Annotated in this window: 17 protein-coding genes; 11 read left to right on the top strand and 6 right to left on the bottom strand. The window is 68.0% G+C overall.

Annotated features, from left to right (window positions below; all coding sequences use genetic code 11):
* Positions 1-42: 42 nt before the first annotated feature.
* The 7 genes from P7V53_RS08810 to P7V53_RS08780 all read left to right on the top strand — a co-directional run bounded on the left by P7V53_RS08810 (position 43) and on the right by P7V53_RS08780 (position 6673).
* Positions 43-1380, top strand: coding sequence for an NAD(P)/FAD-dependent oxidoreductase (locus tag P7V53_RS08810; RefSeq protein ID WP_280155110.1), 1338 nt, complete (start codon positions 43-45; stop codon positions 1378-1380).
* Positions 1381-1391: 11 nt separating this feature from the next.
* Positions 1392-2177, top strand: a complete 786-nt coding sequence (locus P7V53_RS08805) for a 3-hydroxybutyrate dehydrogenase (protein WP_280155109.1) — start codon at positions 1392-1394, stop codon at positions 2175-2177.
* A 66-nt stretch (positions 2178-2243) separates the two neighbouring features.
* Positions 2244-3302 (top strand): patatin-like phospholipase family protein, encoded by a 1059-nt coding sequence (locus P7V53_RS08800; RefSeq protein ID WP_280156467.1) that lies wholly within the window; start codon positions 2244-2246, stop codon positions 3300-3302.
* A 7-nt stretch (positions 3303-3309) separates the two neighbouring features.
* Complete coding sequence (gene can / locus P7V53_RS08795) at positions 3310-3978, top strand: carbonate dehydratase (RefSeq protein ID WP_280155108.1); 669 nt, start codon at positions 3310-3312, stop codon at positions 3976-3978.
* Between the two features lie 10 nt (positions 3979-3988).
* Entirely contained in the window at positions 3989-5008 is a 1020-nt protein-coding gene (locus tag P7V53_RS08790) for a YeeE/YedE thiosulfate transporter family protein (protein WP_280155107.1), read from the top strand.
* Positions 5005-5313 (top strand): DUF2282 domain-containing protein, encoded by a 309-nt coding sequence (locus P7V53_RS08785; protein ID WP_280155106.1) that lies wholly within the window; start codon positions 5005-5007, stop codon positions 5311-5313. Before P7V53_RS08790 ends, P7V53_RS08785 begins: the two co-directional genes overlap by 4 nt.
* Before the next feature lie 4 nt (positions 5314-5317).
* Positions 5318-6673: an adenylate/guanylate cyclase domain-containing protein gene (locus tag P7V53_RS08780; protein WP_280155105.1), complete on the top strand. Its 1356-nt coding sequence runs from the start codon at positions 5318-5320 to the stop codon at positions 6671-6673.
* Here the strand turns inward: P7V53_RS08780 and P7V53_RS08775 are convergent.
* Genes P7V53_RS08775 through P7V53_RS08765 form a run of 3 tightly spaced genes read right to left on the bottom strand, consistent with a single transcriptional unit; the run spans position 6583 to position 8937 of the window.
* Positions 6583-7281: a 6-phosphogluconolactonase gene (locus tag P7V53_RS08775; protein WP_280155104.1), complete on the bottom strand. Its 699-nt coding sequence runs from the start codon at positions 7279-7281 to the stop codon at positions 6583-6585. The genes P7V53_RS08780 and P7V53_RS08775 overlap by 91 nt on opposite strands.
* Positions 7278-8072, bottom strand: coding sequence for a DNA-binding domain-containing protein (locus tag P7V53_RS08770; RefSeq protein ID WP_280155103.1), 795 nt, complete (start codon positions 8070-8072; stop codon positions 7278-7280). Before P7V53_RS08770 ends, P7V53_RS08775 begins: the two co-directional genes overlap by 4 nt.
* Entirely contained in the window at positions 8056-8937 is an 882-nt protein-coding gene (locus tag P7V53_RS08765; protein WP_280155102.1) for a DUF692 domain-containing protein, read from the bottom strand. Before P7V53_RS08765 ends, P7V53_RS08770 begins: the two co-directional genes overlap by 17 nt.
* 123 nt (positions 8938-9060) lie before the next feature.
* On the opposite strand from P7V53_RS08765, the gene P7V53_RS08760 reads away from it, so the two are divergent.
* Together P7V53_RS08760 and P7V53_RS08755 are read left to right on the top strand one after the other, a co-directional pair.
* Positions 9061-11043, top strand: a complete 1983-nt coding sequence (locus P7V53_RS08760; protein WP_280155101.1) for a PAS domain S-box protein — start codon at positions 9061-9063, stop codon at positions 11041-11043.
* Complete coding sequence (locus P7V53_RS08755) at positions 11040-11690, top strand: response regulator (protein ID WP_280155100.1); 651 nt, start codon at positions 11040-11042, stop codon at positions 11688-11690. Before P7V53_RS08760 ends, P7V53_RS08755 begins: the two co-directional genes overlap by 4 nt.
* A gap of 52 nt (positions 11691-11742) precedes the next feature.
* Here P7V53_RS08755 and P7V53_RS08750 read toward each other — a convergent pair whose 3' ends face one another.
* Entirely contained in the window at positions 11743-12855 is a 1113-nt protein-coding gene (locus P7V53_RS08750) for a beta-propeller fold lactonase family protein (RefSeq protein ID WP_280155099.1), read from the bottom strand.
* A 304-nt stretch (positions 12856-13159) separates the two neighbouring features.
* Positions 13160-13672 carry an HPP family protein gene (locus P7V53_RS08745; protein WP_280155098.1) on the bottom strand — a complete coding sequence of 171 codons (513 nt, stop codon included), beginning with the start codon at positions 13670-13672 and terminating at the stop codon, positions 13160-13162.
* Between the two features lie 440 nt (positions 13673-14112).
* Here P7V53_RS08745 and P7V53_RS08740 point away from each other — a divergent pair, with 440 nt between their 5' ends.
* Both P7V53_RS08740 and P7V53_RS08735 read left to right on the top strand, forming a co-directional pair.
* Positions 14113-14379 (top strand): hypothetical protein, encoded by a 267-nt coding sequence (locus tag P7V53_RS08740; RefSeq protein WP_280155097.1) that lies wholly within the window; start codon positions 14113-14115, stop codon positions 14377-14379.
* Between the two features lie 79 nt (positions 14380-14458).
* Positions 14459-14701: a helix-turn-helix domain-containing protein gene (locus P7V53_RS08735; RefSeq protein ID WP_280155096.1), complete on the top strand. Its 243-nt coding sequence runs from the start codon at positions 14459-14461 to the stop codon at positions 14699-14701.
* 30 nt (positions 14702-14731) lie between these two features.
* On the opposite strand, the gene P7V53_RS08730 is transcribed toward P7V53_RS08735, so the two are convergent.
* Complete coding sequence (locus tag P7V53_RS08730) at positions 14732-15553, bottom strand: FadR/GntR family transcriptional regulator (RefSeq protein WP_280155095.1); 822 nt, start codon at positions 15551-15553, stop codon at positions 14732-14734.
* Positions 15554-15652: the final 99 nt, after the last annotated feature.

The following is a 15652-nucleotide window of genomic DNA, read 5'->3' as shown; positions in this document are numbered from 1 at the left end:
TTCATGCGCAGAGGGGCGTGTCGCCCACCATGGGGAACTGAGATGACCATCTCCGTCCGGACCAAGAACATCGTCATCGTCGGCGGCGGCTTCGCCGGCACGACGCTCGCCAGGTCGCTGCAGCGCCGGCTGCCCGACGGCCATCGTGTCGTGCTCGTGAGCGAGGAGAGCTACACGACATTCAACCCGATGCTGGCGGAGGTCGTCGGCGCGGCGGTGTTCCCCGAGCACGTCGTCGCTCCGATCCGCCAGATGCTGGACACCGCCGCAGAGGCCGGCAGCCAGTTCATCATGGGCCGCGTGCTGCGCGTCGACTTCGAGCGCCGGCGTCTGGAGGCGCGCACGCTGGCCGGTGTGCACGCGATCGACTACGAGCACCTGGTGTTCGCCTTCGGCACACGCGCCAACGTCGACCTCGTGCCGGGCCTCGCGCACAACGCGATGCCGCTGAAGCTGGTGGGCGATGCGATGCACATCCGCAACCGCGTGCTGCAGCGGGTGGCGCGCATCGAGCTGGAGCGCGATCCCGTCGAACGGCAGCGCCTGGGTCACTTCATCGTCATCGGCGGCGGCTTCTCGGGTGTCGAGGTCGCGGGCGGCATCGGCGACTTCCTCCGCAGCGCCATCCGCTACTACCCGCGGGTGCAGCCGCACGAGCTCAAGGTGACGGTGCTGCAGGACGCCGACCGCCTGCTGCTCGAGCTGCCGGAGTCGCTCGGCCTGGCCGCGGCGCGCTCGCTGCAATCGCGCCGCATCGCGGTGCGGCTGAAGGCGCGCGCCGCGCGCGTGGACCCCGACGGCGTGACGCTCTCCAGTGGCGAATTCATTCCCGGATCGACCGTGATCTGCACCATTGGCACCCGGCCGAATCCCCTCGCCGAAGGGCTCGCGTTGCCGACCCGGCGCGGCCGCATCGAGACGAGACCTGACATGTCGGTGAGCGGCGTCACGAACGTCTGGGCCGTCGGCGACTGTGCATGGGTGCGCAACGCCGCGACCGGGCAGTTCGCCCCGCCGACCGCGCAGTTCGCGGTGGCGCAGGCGCGTGCGCTGGCGCGCAACATCGTCGCGGCCATCGAGCGCCGGCCCACCGAGCCTTTCCGCCATGTGTCCAGGGGAATGATGGCGACCACCGGCCACCTCAAGGGCGTGGCGCAGGTGTTCGGGCTTCGGCTCACCGGCCTGCCGGCGTGGATGCTGTGGCGCGCCCACTACCTGCTGCAGATGCCCACGCTCGGCCGCAAGGTCCGCATCTTCGTCGAGTGGACCTGGAGCATGTTCTTCCCTGCCGACATCACGCACCTGCGCTTCACCCGTACCGACGAGGCCGACGCGCCGCAGCGATCCACTCCGTTCTCCGCGGCCCGCCCCACCCCTTGAAGGACATCGTCATGCAACTCAAGCAGAAATCCGCCATCGTCACCGGCTCGACCAGCGGCATCGGCCTCGGCATCGCACGCGCCTTCGCCGAGCAAGGGGCCGACGTGCTGCTCAACGGGTTCGGCAACCTCGACGAGATCGAATCCACCCGCAGCGAGCTGCAGCGCGAGTTCGGCGTGCAGGTGCTGTACTCCGGCGCCGACATGGGCCGGCCCGATCAGATCCGCGCCATGGCCGAGCTGGCGACGGCGCGCTTCGGCAAGGTGGACATCGTCGTCAACAACGCCGGCATCCAGCATGTGGCGCCCGTCGAGCAGTTTCCCGACGAGAAATGGGACTCGGTGCTGGCGATCAACCTGTCGTCGGCATTCCACCTGATCAAGGCCGTCGTGCCCGGGATGAAGCAGCGGCGATGGGGCCGCATCGTCAACGTGGCCTCCGCGCACGGCCTCACTGCATCGCCGTTCAAGTCGGCGTACGTCGCGGCCAAGCACGGCATGGTCGGCCTGGGCAAGACGGTCGGCATCGAGCTGGCGGAGTTCGGCATCACCTGCAACACGATCTGCCCGGGTTATGTGAAAACCCCTTTGGTCGAGAAGCAGATCGCCGACCAGGCGAAGGCGCATGGCATCAAGCCGGAAGACGTGGTGCGCGACGTGATGCTCGTGCACCAGGCGCGCAAGGAGTTCGTCAAGGTCGAGGAGCTGGCCGCGCTGGCGGTGTTCCTGGCGTCCGACGCAGGGGCCTCCATGACGGCCGCCGCCATCACGATGGACGGCGGCTGGACACAGCACTGATCGTTGTAATGCCCTCGCAGCGCCTGCGACGAAGCCACACACCACACACGAGACAACCCCATGGACATGTCCGTCAAGACGCGCAAGCCGCGCGCCGGCACTGCCGACAGCAAGATCAAGACGATCAACCTCGCCCTGCAAGGCGGCGGCGCGCACGGCGCGTTCGCGTGGGGTGTGCTGGATCGGCTCATCGAGGATGGCCGCATTGCCTTCGAGGGCATCAGCGCCACCAGCGCCGGCGCGATGAATGCGGCGGTGCTCGCGTACGGTTGGACGCAGGGCGGCCGCGACGGCGCGCGCGAGTCGCTCGCCAACTTCTGGCGGGCGGTTTCCGAGGCCGGGTCGCGATACAGCCCGTACAGGGCGATGCCGTGGGCAGCGCACCTGGGCGACTTCTCGCTCGACCATTCGCCCGGCTACTTCCTGATGGACATGGCCACGCGGCTGTTCTCGCCGTACCAGCTCAACCCGTGGAACTTCAACCCGTTGCGCGACGTGCTGGAACGCCACGTCGACTTCGCGGCGATGCGCGAGCATTCGGCGATCAAGCTCTTCCTGGCGGCGACCAACGTGGAAACCTGCAAGGTCCGCATCTTTCAATGCAGCGACATCACCGCCGACGCGGTTCTCGCCTCGGCGTGCCTGCCGTTCATGTTCCAGGCGGTCGAGATCGACGGCGAGTTCTACTGGGACGGTGGCTACGTCGGCAACCCGGCGATCTACCCGCTCATCTACCACTGCGATTCGCGCGACGTCGTGATCGTGCACCTCAACCCCATCGTGCGCCGCGGATGTCCGCGCACGGCGGCCGAGATCCTGAACCGGCTCAACGAGGTGAGCTTCAATTCATCGCTGATGCGCGAGATGCGGGCCATCGCCTTCGTCACCTCGCTGATCGAGCGCGGCAAGCTGTCGCAGGACGAGGCGAAGCAGATGCTCATTCATTCGATCCGCGCGGACGAGGAGATGGTGCACCACGGCGTGTCGAGCAAGCTGAACTCGGACTGGACCTTCCTCACCCACCTGCGCGACAAGGGCCGGGCGCATGCCGATCGCTGGCTGGCGAGCCATTTCGGCGACATCGGTCAGCGCTCCAGCGTCGACATCCGGGGCGAGTTCCTCTGAAAACATCATGATCGCGCGCATCGAAGAGCTGCTGGCCAACAACAAGGCCTTCGTCGCCGAGCAGCTGCGACTCGACCCGGCGTACTTCGACAAGCTGGCGCAAGGCCAGCATCCGGAGTTCCTGTGGATCGGCTGCTCGGACTCTCGCGTGCCGCCCGATCGCATCACCGGCACGCGCGAGGGCGACATGTTCGTCCATCGCAACATCGCCAACCTCGTCGTGCAGACCGACATGAACCTGCTGTCGGTGCTGCAGTACGCGGTGGACGTGCTCCAGGTGAAGCACGTCATCGTCTGCGGGCACTATGGCTGCGGCGGCGTGAAGGCGGCCATGGGGCACGCACACCACGGTCTCATCGACAACTGGCTGCGCACGCTGAAAGACACGCAGGACTACTTCTGGCCGCAGCTCGCGACCCTGGATGAGCACGCACGCTTCGACCGACTGGTGGAGCTCAACGTCGTCGAGCAGGTCTACAACCTCGGCAAGACCAACATCATCCAGGACGCCTGGGCGCGCGGCGGCCATCCGTTCATCCACGGCTGGGTTTTCGACATCGCGAGCGGCTACATCAGGCCGCAGACGTCGATGATCAACAACAACGACGCGATCCTGGAGGTCTGCAAGTTCCACAACGGCATCGTCGGACAGCCGGCGATCCGCGCGGCGGCATGAGGTCCAGGCCATGCAGGACCTCATGCTGATCAGCGCGGCAGTGCTCGTCTCGGTGCTGTGCGCCGGCGTCATGGGCTTCGCCATCCAGCGGGGTGCCACCTGCACCGTCGCTGCCGTCGACGAAATGCTGGCCAAGCGCAGGGCGAACCGCCTCCTTGCCATGGGCGAGGCCTCGCTGTGGGTGGCCGGAGGGTTGGCGCTGTCGAGCGTGATCGGTGCGCTTCCCGCCACGCCGTCGGCCTATGCAGTGAGCGCGTGGACCTTCATCGGCGGCGCGCTGCTCGGGCTCGGCGCCTGGGTCAACAAGGCCTGCGTGTTCGGCGCGATCGCGCGATTCGGCTCGGGCGAATGGAACTATGCCGCCACGCCGGTCGGCTTCTATGTCGGCTGCCTGACGCTCGGCGTGTTCTTCAGGACGCCGGCGACGCAGCAACTGGCCGAAGGCTCGCCCGTGCTGGAGGCGGCCGGCTGGGTGGCGCTCCTGTTCACCGGCTTTGCGGCGTGGAGAATCGGGCCGCCCCTGTGGACCGTGTGGGCTGATCCCGGCGGCTGCAGCGAACGGGGACAAGCGCGGGCGCGTCGGCTCGCGGCCCGCATCTGGTCACCGCATGCGGCGACCGCGGTGATCGGTGTCACCTTCGTCATCATTCTTCTGCTGGTGGGCGCATGGGCCTACACCGACGTGCTGGCGCAGCTGGCTTCCGGCGCGACGATGCGGCTGGCGTTGGGCGTGCTCTGCCTGGTGGCGCTCTACGTCGGCGCCGTGCTGGGCGGGTGGACGGCAGGCCGCTGGCGCAGCACACCGGTGTCCGCGCTCAGCGTGATGCGCTGTCTCTTGGGCGGCGCGATGATGGCCTGGGGCAGCCTCCTGATTCCGGGCAGCAACGACGGCTTGATCCTGATCGGCATGCCGCTGTTGCGCCCCTATGCGTGGCTGGCGTTCGCGACGATGTGCCTGTCGATCGCGGCGGCGATGTGGGCATCGCAGCACGTGGTCGGCGTTCACCGCGCTGGAGAGGCATCGCAATGACCGAGGACGCGCCGCCCAGGTCGCATCGCGTGGCCAACGCCGTCGTCCTCGGCGGGGCAGTGCTCGTCGCGCTCGCTGCGATCCAGCGCTACACCCACGCGCTGCCCGGCAGCGACAGCACGTTCCATCTCCCGCGCGAGCGTTGCTACGGCGTCGCACGCGCCGGCCAGAACGATTGCGGCACGGCCCAGCACGCCTGCGCCGGCCGCGCCACGCGCGACAACGCGGGCGACGAGTGGATCAGCCTCCCGGCGGGCACGTGCGCGCGCATTGCAGGCGGCCGTGTGAAGAGCTCCGGCGCGTGAACCCATGCTGATGCGGCTGCGCTCGTGGCTGTTCACCGGCGCGCCCGCGTCGGCCGGTCCTCCCCTGCCGCTGCGTGTGCAGCGCGAGCTCGAACGCGAGCAGTTCCGCGCCGAGCTGCTGGTGACTGCCGTGCAATTGCTGCTGGTCGTGCTGCTGGCGACGCTGTACGCCTCGACACCGGCCGGCTTCTCGCCCGACGCACCGATCGAGGCGGTCCCGCTCGGCCTGGTGTTCTTCGCGCTGCTCGCGCTCGTGCGGCTTTACACCGCCTGGACCGGGCAGCTCAGTCGGCCGGTGCTGGCGGTTGGCGTCATCGCCGAGATGGTCGTGCTGCTGTTCGTCATCTGGGCCACCCACCTGCAATACGAACAGCCACCGCAGTTCTCGCTGAAGAGCACGCAGTTCGTCTATGTCTTCATCCTGATCGGCTTGCGGTCGCTGCGCTTCGAGCCGGCGTGGGTGGTGGTCTCGGGCCTGACCGCGGCCATCGGCTGGTCCCTGCTCGTCGCTTTCGCCGTGCAACATGCTCCCGACAACCCGATCACCTGGGACTACGTGACCTCGCTGAGATCGATCCAGATCCACCTGGGCGGCGAGTTCGACAAGATCCTGGCCGTCGTCGTGGTCACCGGCATTCTGGCGCTCGCCATCGGGCGCGCCCGACACCTGCTCGAACGCGCCGTGGCGCAGCAGCGCGCGGTGGCCGACCTGTCGCTCTTCTTCGACGACTCGGTGGCGCGCCGCATCACGGGGTCCGAGGCCGACGTGACGGCGGGACAAGGCGAGCAGCGCGACGCCGCGATCCTGTTCCTCGACATGCGTGGCTTCACCGACGCCGCGATGCGGCTCACACCCACCGAGCTGATCGCACTCCTCGGTGAATACCAGCGGCTCACCGTCCCCCTCATCAAGCGGCACGGCGGAAGCATCGACAAGTTCATGGGCGACGGGATCCTCGCGAGCTTCGGCGCCGTGGCGCCTGACCCGCAGTACGCGGCGCGGGCCCTGCGTGCCGTCGATGCCATCCTCGTCGCGGTCGATCAATGGCGCGCCGCGCGCTTGCAGGCTGGCCAGGTCGCGCCGGATGTCGGCGGCGGCCTCGCCACGGGCCCAGTTGTCTTCGGCATCATCGGTGACGACACGCGCCTCGAATACACCGTGATCGGCGACGCCGTGAACCTGGCGGCCAAGCTGGAGAAGCACAACAAGGCCGAGAAGACGCGTGCCATCACCACGCGAATCGCCTACGAGCTGGCGTTGTCGCAGGGTTACGTCGGCGGCAAGGAACTTCGCGAGGCGCGGCCGGTGAACGGAGTGGCTGCGCCCCTGGACCTGGCGGTGCTCGGCGACAGGAGGTGAAGCTCACCTTGCGGATTGAGCAGCGCGGGGCATGGCCGGTCGCACACGAGCGCCATCGTCCGCGCTGCGTTGATCACCGGCAGCGCCAATGCGACGCGCGGCTCGCCGCGGGGGTGGGTCACCACGAGGCGCGTCACGTTGGCCGCGGCGGTCTCCTCCTGCACGAAACCGGCGACGCGCCCATCGGCGCCCACTTCCAGCAGGACGAAGTCGAAGACCGGCAACTCGCCTGCGCGCAGGCCGAACTGCGCCGCGATCGCCTGCTCGTAGCGACGCGCAGCATCGGCGCGAGCAATGTCGGCGCTGCGAGGACGCTGCACATGATCGCGCGGCACGGGGCAGGCGGCGAGTTCATGGATTGACGTCTCGTCCCACGAGTCGTCCACCGCGAACAGATGCACATGGCGCCAGTCAAGTCGCCGGAAGGCCGGCAGCCGAGCAAGCGCTGACAGCATCGCGCCGAGTACGGCGCCGCCGCACAACGCGGCGTGAAAGCAAGGGCGCGTGGCCAGCGTGCGCATCGCCGCTTCGGCGAACAGCGCGGCGGCGCGCAGCGCACGCTCGCCAGCGACAAGCGGCGAAGCCACGTCGGTGGTCTGGGCACTCATGCGGCTGGCATTTCCAGGCAAACCAGCGTCCCCACCGCCAGGTGGTGGGCGATCGCTCCCGCGACATCGAACCCCGCATCGATGGCCAGCGCCGCCGACACGGCGTTGCCCAACGGCGCGCCGCGCGACAGCCCGTCGAGCAGCGCAAACTCGGCAGGCGTCAGCAGTTCCAGCTCGACCTCGCCGGCGCGCTGAACCACCAGAACGGATTCGCCACCGGCGTCCAGGTCGACCAGCGGTCCGTCGTCATCCGACATCGGCGACTGATGTGCCTGCCAGATGCGCACGATCGGGTAAGGCGACGCCACGAGCCGCGCCGCCGGTTGCCATCGAAGGCGCAACGCCGGGCGTGCGTCATCCGGCATCGCGGCGATCTGCGCCAGCACGGCGGCCGCGTCCGCACCGCGTGCGCTCTCGGTATGGAAGACGGCGTGCCACGCCCAGTCGAGCCGGGCACTGTCGGCGAGGTACGACAGTTCGCGCGCGGGCTCGAACCGCTCGATGAAGGCCGGCAACTCGCCGCCGAACTCATGCAGGTTTCCAGACCGGGGCGGATGCGCGACGATGAACTCATGCGCGGCGAAGCGGAAGAATCCGTCTCCGACCAGCGCCGCGATGGTGGGGTACACAGCCGCCAGCGCATCGGTGAGGCTGCCGAAGAGGTTGTGGCGGTAAATGTCGAGCCGGCGCTGCGGCGCCAGGCCGCGTGGCACCACATGGCGGGCGGCCCGGTCCGAGCGCTCGAAAAGCGCCTCCAGCATCTCCGCTTGCAGCTCACGCAGCGTGGCCATGGGCATGCAGTCGCCTGTCGGCATGCGCCGCTTCGTCGAGCAGCACGGGCAACGGCGGCAGGTCGGCGTCCCACTCGACGATGGTGGTGCGGGGCCCGATGCGGCGCAGTGTTTCCTCGTACAGCGACCACACGGGCTCGGCAACCGCTCGGCTGTGGGTGTCGATGAGGATCTCCATCTCGCCGCCGTCCTCGAGGGGCACGCGGTTCACGCTGTAGCCGGCCAGATGCATCTCCATCACCGCGTCGGGCGGGATCGCGTCCAGGTAGGCCAGCGCATCGAAGCCGTGATTGGATGCACTGACGTGGATGTTGTTGACGTCCAGCAGCAGCGCACAACCCGTGCGCCCCACGAGCTCGGCAAGGAACGCCCACTCCGGCATGTCGGCGCCGCGGAACTCCAGGTAGCTGGACACGTTCTCGATGAGCAAGCGCCTGCCGAGCGTGTCCTGCACCTGTTCGATGCGCGCGGCGACATGCGCCAGCGCCTCTCGCGTGTACGGCAACGGCAGCAGGTCGTTGACGTGGACGCCACCCACCGAGCCCCAGCACAGATGGTCGGAGACGAGCGCCGGCTCGACGCGATCGACCAGCGATCGCAATGCCGCGAGGTGACGATCGCTCAAAGGGTCGGCGGAGCCGATCGACAGCCCGATGCCATGCAGACTCACCGGCGTGTCGCGACGCACTTGCATGAGCACGTCGAGATGCCGGCCGCCGCCGAAGAAATTCTCGCTGTGCACTTCCACCAGCGGCAGCACCGGGCGCGTTTCCAGGAAGCTGCCGTAGTGGGGCGAGCGCAGGCCTATGCCTGCGCCGGGAGTCAGGAGGCTTGTGGAGGCGGGGCGGGTTCGGGTCGGCGCCATTGGCAAACTGTAGAAGCCGCACCCTTTCCCCGCCATCCGTGACTGCCGACATTGCACTTCGGCCACTACGGATTCCCTTGCGGCGAGGGCCGCGTCAGAATGGGTCGTCTGGGGGAGCGCCGAATGCCACTCGAAGCCGTCGCCGAGATGCCGCCCGAACCGCACACGCGGGACCTGCAGGGGATGCTCCTCGACGCCGTCGACGATGGCGTGGGCCTGCTCGATGCGCAGGGGATGCTGCGCCTGGCCAATCCCGCGCTCGCCGCGCTGCTGGGCCGCGACGCGGCCGAGTTCGCCGGCGATCCGTGGCGCATGCGCATCGCCGACGGCGAACACACAGCCTGGGACGCCGCCTTCGAGGCCGCCTGCCGGGGCGAGCGGGCCTCGTGCGCCACACTGCTGTGTCGCCCCGACGGCCATGCGGTCCCCGTGGAGATCTCCCTGCGTCCGCTGCGCGATGCGGACGATCGTGTCGAGGCGATCGCATTGATTGCCTGCGATCCGACGCGCCGGCAAGGCAACGAGGAGATGCTGCGCTGGATCGCTCGCGCCACCGCGCCGCTGACCGGAGACGACTTCTTCCACACGCTGACCCGCCACTTCGCGGCCGCCTTCGGCCTGCGTCGCGCCTTCATCGCCGAATGCGTGGACCAGCCGATCACGCGCGTGCGCACGCTGGCGTATTGGTACGACGCCGAAATGCGGCCGAACTTCGAGTTCGAGATCGCTGGCACGCCATGCGAACGCACGATCCGCGACGGCCGGGTCTATTGCGTCAGCGACGGCCTCGGCGAGCTGTACCCCAGGGCCCGCCGCCTGCGCCTCGACGGCTACCTTGGCGCGCCCATCTTCGACACCAGCGGGCGCCTCCTCATCGGTCACGTCGCCTTCGAGACCGAGGGACCGCTGGACGTCGCCATCCTCGCGAGTCCGCTGTTCCAGATCTTCGTTTCGCGCGCGTCGGCCGAGCTGCGTCGCAAGCGCGCAGAGGACGTGCTTCGTGCAAGCGAGGAGCACTACCGGCTGCTGGTGGAGCACCAGACCGACGTGGTCGTGAAGCTCGACGGGCAGCAGCGGCTGCTCTTCGTCAGCCCGTCGTTCTGCCGTCTCTTCGGCGCGGAAGAGCAAGCCTTGCTGGGTTCGCGCCTCAGGCCCGCCGTGGCCCAGGAAGATCGTGGGCGGTTCGAAGCGGCATGGCAGTCGCTGGAGATGCCGCCGCATGAGGCGCACTTCGAGGAGCGGCTGGCGACCACCCAAGGTTGGCGCTGCATCGCCTGGTCGCAAAAGGCGATGGTGGACGATGAGAACCGCATCACCGCCGTGATCGCCGCGGGCCGCGACGTCACCGATCGCCTGCGTGCCGAGGAGCAGGCACGCCAGCATCTGCAGCAACTCGCGCACGTGGGGCGCATCAGCGCGATGGGCGAGATGGGATCGGCGATCGCCCACGAGATCAACCAGCCGCTCACTGCCGTTCGCACCTATGCCCAGGCGTGCCGTCGCCTGCTCGCCGCAGGCGTGGGGCCGAACGAGCTCGGCGACACGCTGGAGCGTGTTGCCAACCAGGCCGAGCGCGCGGCCGAGATCATCCAGCGCCTGCGCGGCTTCCTTGCCCAGCAGGAAGTGCAAGCCATGCCGGTCGACCCGAATTTCCTCGTGCGGGAGGTGATCGACTTGTGTCGCGCCGACGCGAGCCAGTGCGGGGTGCAGCTGCGCCTCGATCTGGCGACCCACGCGATGCCGCTGGTTCATGTCGACCCGATCCAGGTCGAGCAGATCGTGCTGAACCTCGTGCGCAACGGCATCGAGGCGATCCAGCAGGCCGAGAGCATGGAGCGCGTGCTGACGGTATCGACGCAGCGCCGAGGGCGCGAAGCGTGGGTGTCCGTGCAAGACAGCGGACCCGGTGTCTCGCCCGACGCGGCGGCCCGCATCTTCGACGCGTTCTTCACCACCAAGCCGGGGGGAATGGGCGTAGGCCTGGCGCTCAGCCGCTCGATCGCCGAAGCGCACGGCGGACGCTTGTGGCTCGACGAGACTGGCGGCGGCGCGTTGTTCCACCTCGCCCTGCCGGCGGTCGCCGATGACGCAGGAGACAGCGCATGAGTGCGCCCGAGCCGATCGTCCACGTGATCGACGACGAAGCCGATGTGCGGCAGGCACTCGCGCTTCTGATGCGCTCGGTGAACCTGAAGTCGCGGACCTACGCGTCGGCGCAGGAGTTCCTCGCCGACTACGAGAGCGGCTCGCCCGGTTGTCTTGTCGTCGATGTGCGACTGCCCGGCATGAGCGGCCTCGAGCTGCAGGAGCGGCTGACGCAAGCCGGCATCGCGCTGCCGGTCATCGTCATGACCGGCCATGGAGACATCCAGATGGCCGTGCGGGCAATGCGCGCCGGTGCGCTGGACTTCGTGGAGAAGCCGTTCCACGACCAGGCGCTGCTCGACCGCGTGCACGAAGGCATCGAGCGCTCGCTGCACCTGCAGGACGTGGCGGGCGAGCGCGGCGAGCTGCAACGGCGGTATGCGAGCCTCACCGAGCGCGAGAAGCAGGTGATGGCGCAGGTGATCGAAGGCCGGCAGAACAAGCTCATCGCCGACGAGCTGGGACTGTCCACTCGCACGGTGGAGACGCATCGCGCCCACATCATCGAGAAGATGGGCGCGACCTCGCTGTCGCACCTGGTGCGCATGGCGATCGCGGTGATGCCGCAGCACGGCAGCGTGGGGCTGGTCCGCGGCCGAAGGTCCTGATTGGATCGAACGCCCCGGGTGAGGCGTTGTCACGGTTCGGCGCGTCCGCGCGTCAGTTGGCGGCCAGCCCCACACTTCCCGCCGGCAACCCGCCAGCGGCGCCGGCCGGCAGCAAGCTGCCGTCATGCGCGAGCTCGAAGGCAACGATCTGCAGGCTGCGCGGCGCAAGTGCAAACAGCCAGCGCCCATCCGACGAGACCGCCATGTCCGTCGCTCCTGCGTTGGCGCCTGTGCTCGCCGCCACCGCGTTCGCGAGCTCGAGCCGCCCCGAACGCGCGATGCGGTAGCTGCTGAGCGTGCTGGTGCCCGCATTGGCCGTGTAGGCGTGCTTGCCGTGGGGCGTCACCACCACCCAGCACGCGGCAGCCTGCGTGTTCGGCACGGAAGCGCTCACCAGCGTCGGTGTCGCGGACCGCTCGTCGAAGCAGTACGAAGACGCTGCGCTGGCGGTTGCCTCGGACACGATCAGGTGGTCGCGCCGGTCGAACGCGAATCCGAACGGCGTCGCGCCGGACGACGCCGTCACGACCGCCTTGCCCAGCACCCCGTTGCGATGCACCGGATAGCTCGTGATGCGGTTGGTCGCCTTTTCCGTGACGACGAGAATCTCGCCATCGGCGCCGAAGCCGACCTGGGCCGGGTTCGTGCCGCCCGACGCCGACAACGGGCGCGTCCCGTCGGTCAGCGGCCTCAGCTCGCCATGGTGGTTGCGAAACCCCGCCACGTTTCCGGCGCCGCCGGCATTGAGCACGTAGACGATGCCGTCGTCTTCGGTCACGCTGATCGGCAGGAAGCCGCCCGAGTCGACCACCGATGCGAGTGCGACGCCGTCATCGCGGACGACGAACGTCGACACCGTGTTGCTGCGAGCATTGACCACGAACACATGCCGTCCATCCGTGCTGAGCGTGACGGCGCCCTGGGAGCCGAGGCCCGCGCCCGTGCCCTGGCCCTGCGTGGCCACACGTGCCGTCAGCACCAGTTCGCCGCTCCTGCCTTGGGCAAAGACCAGAAGCTCGTTGTTGCCGGGCGAGTTCGTGCTGGTGAAGACCTTCCGTGCGTGAAAGCCATGGCCCCCATCGTGAGCCGATGCCGGCGCGGCAACGGCAGCGGCCAGCGCGAGAGCTGAAGCGTGGACGGCAAAGCGTCGACGGTGAACGTTCATTCGAGACTCCTCGTTGAAGGTGAAGGACCGGGGCAGCTCGGCAATTCGAGCGCCGATGCTTGGTCGTCCGGTCTTTCGTCCTCTGACGCGGCTCGAAAGTCACATTTCTGTAAACCCTCGCGTCTGCCTGCTCTCTGCTACTAGTGGCCTGTAACGGTCGATTCGGGAGTGAAGACCGCGCAGGCGGCGCGCAGGGCAAGGCGCAAAGCGCAGCGATGCCCGTAGGCATCGCGAGCATTTGCAACGCCGCCATGCGCGTCGCCTGCGCGGCAGGCACTTCCGAATCGGCCGTTACAGGCCACAACTAGTCGCTCCAACCGCCCCAAAGAATGGACGGCGGCGATCGCTCGAGCCAGGCAAGCGGATAGCGGGCGAGTCCGGGCAACATGCGGCTCCAGACAAATGCCATCGCCGCCAGGGCGAGCACGCCCACAAGAACAACGTTCCACAGGGCATGAAACCCCGCGTGTCCGGCAACCATGATGAGAGGGTTCGCACCGGCCGGGGGATGAACAGTCTTCGTGAGCAGCATGAATCCGAGCGTGAGGACCTGCGCCAACGCATAGACCCACGGGGCCTCGCCGAAACTCTGGTAGCAGACGATGCCGATCAAGGCGCCACCGAGGTGACCACCGAAAAGCGCACGCGGTTGCGCTGCAGGAGCGCGTGTCAGGCCGAAGAGGAAGACCGCGGAGCCACCAAGCGACGCAAGCAGAAAAGGCGAGATCGGCGGCGCCACGAGCCACAAGGCGAACGTGATTCCGGCGGCGGCGCCGACGAGGCACCATGTGAAGCGGATGACGGGATGTCGAGACACTGTGGGGTTCCGGGGTTGCTGACGATGGAGCGAAGTGCCGCGCAGGCCAGGGGCCACCGCGGCAGTGGGTCGTCGGACGCTGGGCGACCCGCGTGCAGATTGCAAGAAGCGAACCATGGCTTGTCAGCAGGCCGGGCTGCCATGGAGGAGGCGCCATCTGGCCCGGCGTCACGGCTTCAGCTTGAGGACGCCTCGCCGGACACCCAATGCCTCACGCCACGTCTGCCCGAGTCGGAGCTCGAGCCAGTGCTTCGAGCATCAGGTTTACCGTGCCGCGGGTCGTGCCCACCGTTCGGGCCCAGGTTCGTCACGCGACGATCACGTTCTGATGTCGTTTGGGTTTCACGAGCCATCCTGCGTCAGGTTTGCTCTTGCCGCACGACGGAGCAGCACCAGCCGCGAGTTGCGTTGCTGGACCCGCTGCCCTTAAGGAGCCCTCCATGAAGACCGTCTTCGCGACCCTTTTCCTTGCCGCTGCCACGACCGCAACATTCGCCAGCGAGGCGACGCAGTTCGTCGATCCGCCGAGCACCCTGACGCGCGCCGAAGTGCGCGCCCAGATCGGAACTCCCTTGACGGTCGTCCAGCTCGGCAACGCCAGCGTGTTCATCGACCCTGCGCCGATGCCGGCGCGCGCCGAGTCCAGCATGCTCGCTCGCATGGCCGGCCGCATCTTCAACAGCCGAAACTTCTCAGAAACGCACTGAGCTGCGCGCCCGCCGCCTGCCTCCCGGCAGGCGGACAACGCTGTGACCACTAGACGGCTTCGCTTGTCGGATCTACCTGGTGGAAAAGTATTTCGGTCACGAGGTGGCGGTTCAGACATCGAAATCGCTGCTCGTCGAGACACCACGCACCTGGCAAGCAAAGCACCTGCTCGAAGCGGAGCGCAGGACCGTGCAGGAGGTGAGCGTCGCTGTCGGGTACGAGGATGCCGCCTACTTCCGTAGCCTGTTCAAGCGCTTCACCGGCATCGGGCCGCAGGCCTATCGAGACCGCTTCGGCATCAAGAGGAACGCGCGGGCCTGATCGGGGGACAACGGCGGATGACCATGCCGCTCACGCGCTTCGTGCCGTGCGCTCGCGCGTCCGATGGGCCGCACTTCTTGCGGACGAGCGAGGGTCGGCCTTTCGCAAGCGCAGACGATCCTGAAGGTCCGACTCCGCCTGTTCGATGAGAACCAGCGCGGCGCGCTCGGCCGCCTCGGCATCGCCCCTTTCGATGGCCACGCAGATCGCTTCGTGCATCGGCAGCGAGAACGCCGGCCCGCCCGGCTTCTCGGAGATGACCTTGAAGCTGGCCTGCAGCATGGCGGACATCGCCTCCTGCATCTGCCGCAGAAACTGATTGCCGCAGGCCGACAGGATGGTGGCGTGAAAGGCGAGGTCCGCCTCGACGTAGTCACCCTTGCCTGCAACGGCGCGCTCCATGGCCATGTAAGCCGCGCGCAGCGCCTTGCGATCGCTGTCGCTGGCCCGGACGGCCGCCAGGCGCACGGCCGCGGGCTCCACCACGCGCCGCAACTCGGCGAGGTCGCGCGCCATCGTGGGATCGGGCTGCCTCGATTCGGCACGCCACGCGATGATGTCGGTATCGAAGAGGTTCCAGCGCGAGAGCTCGAGCACCAACGTGCCCACGCGCCGGCTCACTTCCAGCATCCCCTTGGCCACCAGCGACTTGATCGCCTCGCGGATGACGATGCGGCTGTAGCCGAAGCGCTCGCACAGCTCCGGCTCCGAAGGAAGGACTTGTCCCGGCCGATACCGACCCGCGCAGATGTCCTTGCCGAGCTGGTGCAGGACCTGCTCCTGAAACGTGGCCCTCGGGGCCGAGGATCGTGCGGTCATGCAGCTCTTATAGCACGTATGACGAATGTCCAAAAGTGCGGACCGGCTGCAGCTGCGAGACTACAGAATTGTCCACTCGTGAGTATCGGAGAACTCCTTGTCCGACAAACATCATACGTGATACAAAGTTGG

The sequence above is a fragment of the Piscinibacter sp. XHJ-5 genome (assembly GCF_029855045.1).
Classification (GTDB): Bacteria; Pseudomonadota; Gammaproteobacteria; order Burkholderiales; family Burkholderiaceae_C; genus Albitalea.
This window is presented reverse-complemented; position numbering and strand designations above follow the sequence as displayed.

Coding starts and splice junctions, on each gene's coding strand:
- P7V53_RS08800 (WP_280156467.1), top strand. CDS start 2,244: ATGTCCGTCAAGACGCGCAAGCCGCGCGCCGGCACTGCCGACAGCAAG.
- P7V53_RS08770 (WP_280155103.1), bottom strand. CDS start 8,072: ATGGCCACGCTGCGTGAGCTGCAAGCGGAGATGCTGGAGGCGCTTTTC.
- P7V53_RS08785 (WP_280155106.1), top strand. CDS start 5,005: ATGACCGAGGACGCGCCGCCCAGGTCGCATCGCGTGGCCAACGCCGTC.
- can (WP_280155108.1), top strand. CDS start 3,310: ATGATCGCGCGCATCGAAGAGCTGCTGGCCAACAACAAGGCCTTCGTC.
- P7V53_RS08765 (WP_280155102.1), bottom strand. CDS start 8,937: ATGGCGCCGACCCGAACCCGCCCCGCCTCCACAAGCCTCCTGACTCCC.
- P7V53_RS08790 (WP_280155107.1), top strand. CDS start 3,989: ATGCAGGACCTCATGCTGATCAGCGCGGCAGTGCTCGTCTCGGTGCTG.
- P7V53_RS08760 (WP_280155101.1), top strand. CDS start 9,061: ATGCCACTCGAAGCCGTCGCCGAGATGCCGCCCGAACCGCACACGCGG.
- P7V53_RS08740 (WP_280155097.1), top strand. CDS start 14,113: ATGAAGACCGTCTTCGCGACCCTTTTCCTTGCCGCTGCCACGACCGCA.
- P7V53_RS08775 (WP_280155104.1), bottom strand. CDS start 7,281: ATGAGTGCCCAGACCACCGACGTGGCTTCGCCGCTTGTCGCTGGCGAG.
- P7V53_RS08755 (WP_280155100.1), top strand. CDS start 11,040: ATGAGTGCGCCCGAGCCGATCGTCCACGTGATCGACGACGAAGCCGAT.
- P7V53_RS08750 (WP_280155099.1), bottom strand. CDS start 12,855: ATGAACGTTCACCGTCGACGCTTTGCCGTCCACGCTTCAGCTCTCGCG.
- P7V53_RS08810 (WP_280155110.1), top strand. CDS start 43: ATGACCATCTCCGTCCGGACCAAGAACATCGTCATCGTCGGCGGCGGC.
- P7V53_RS08805 (WP_280155109.1), top strand. CDS start 1,392: ATGCAACTCAAGCAGAAATCCGCCATCGTCACCGGCTCGACCAGCGGC.
- P7V53_RS08780 (WP_280155105.1), top strand. CDS start 5,318: ATGCTGATGCGGCTGCGCTCGTGGCTGTTCACCGGCGCGCCCGCGTCG.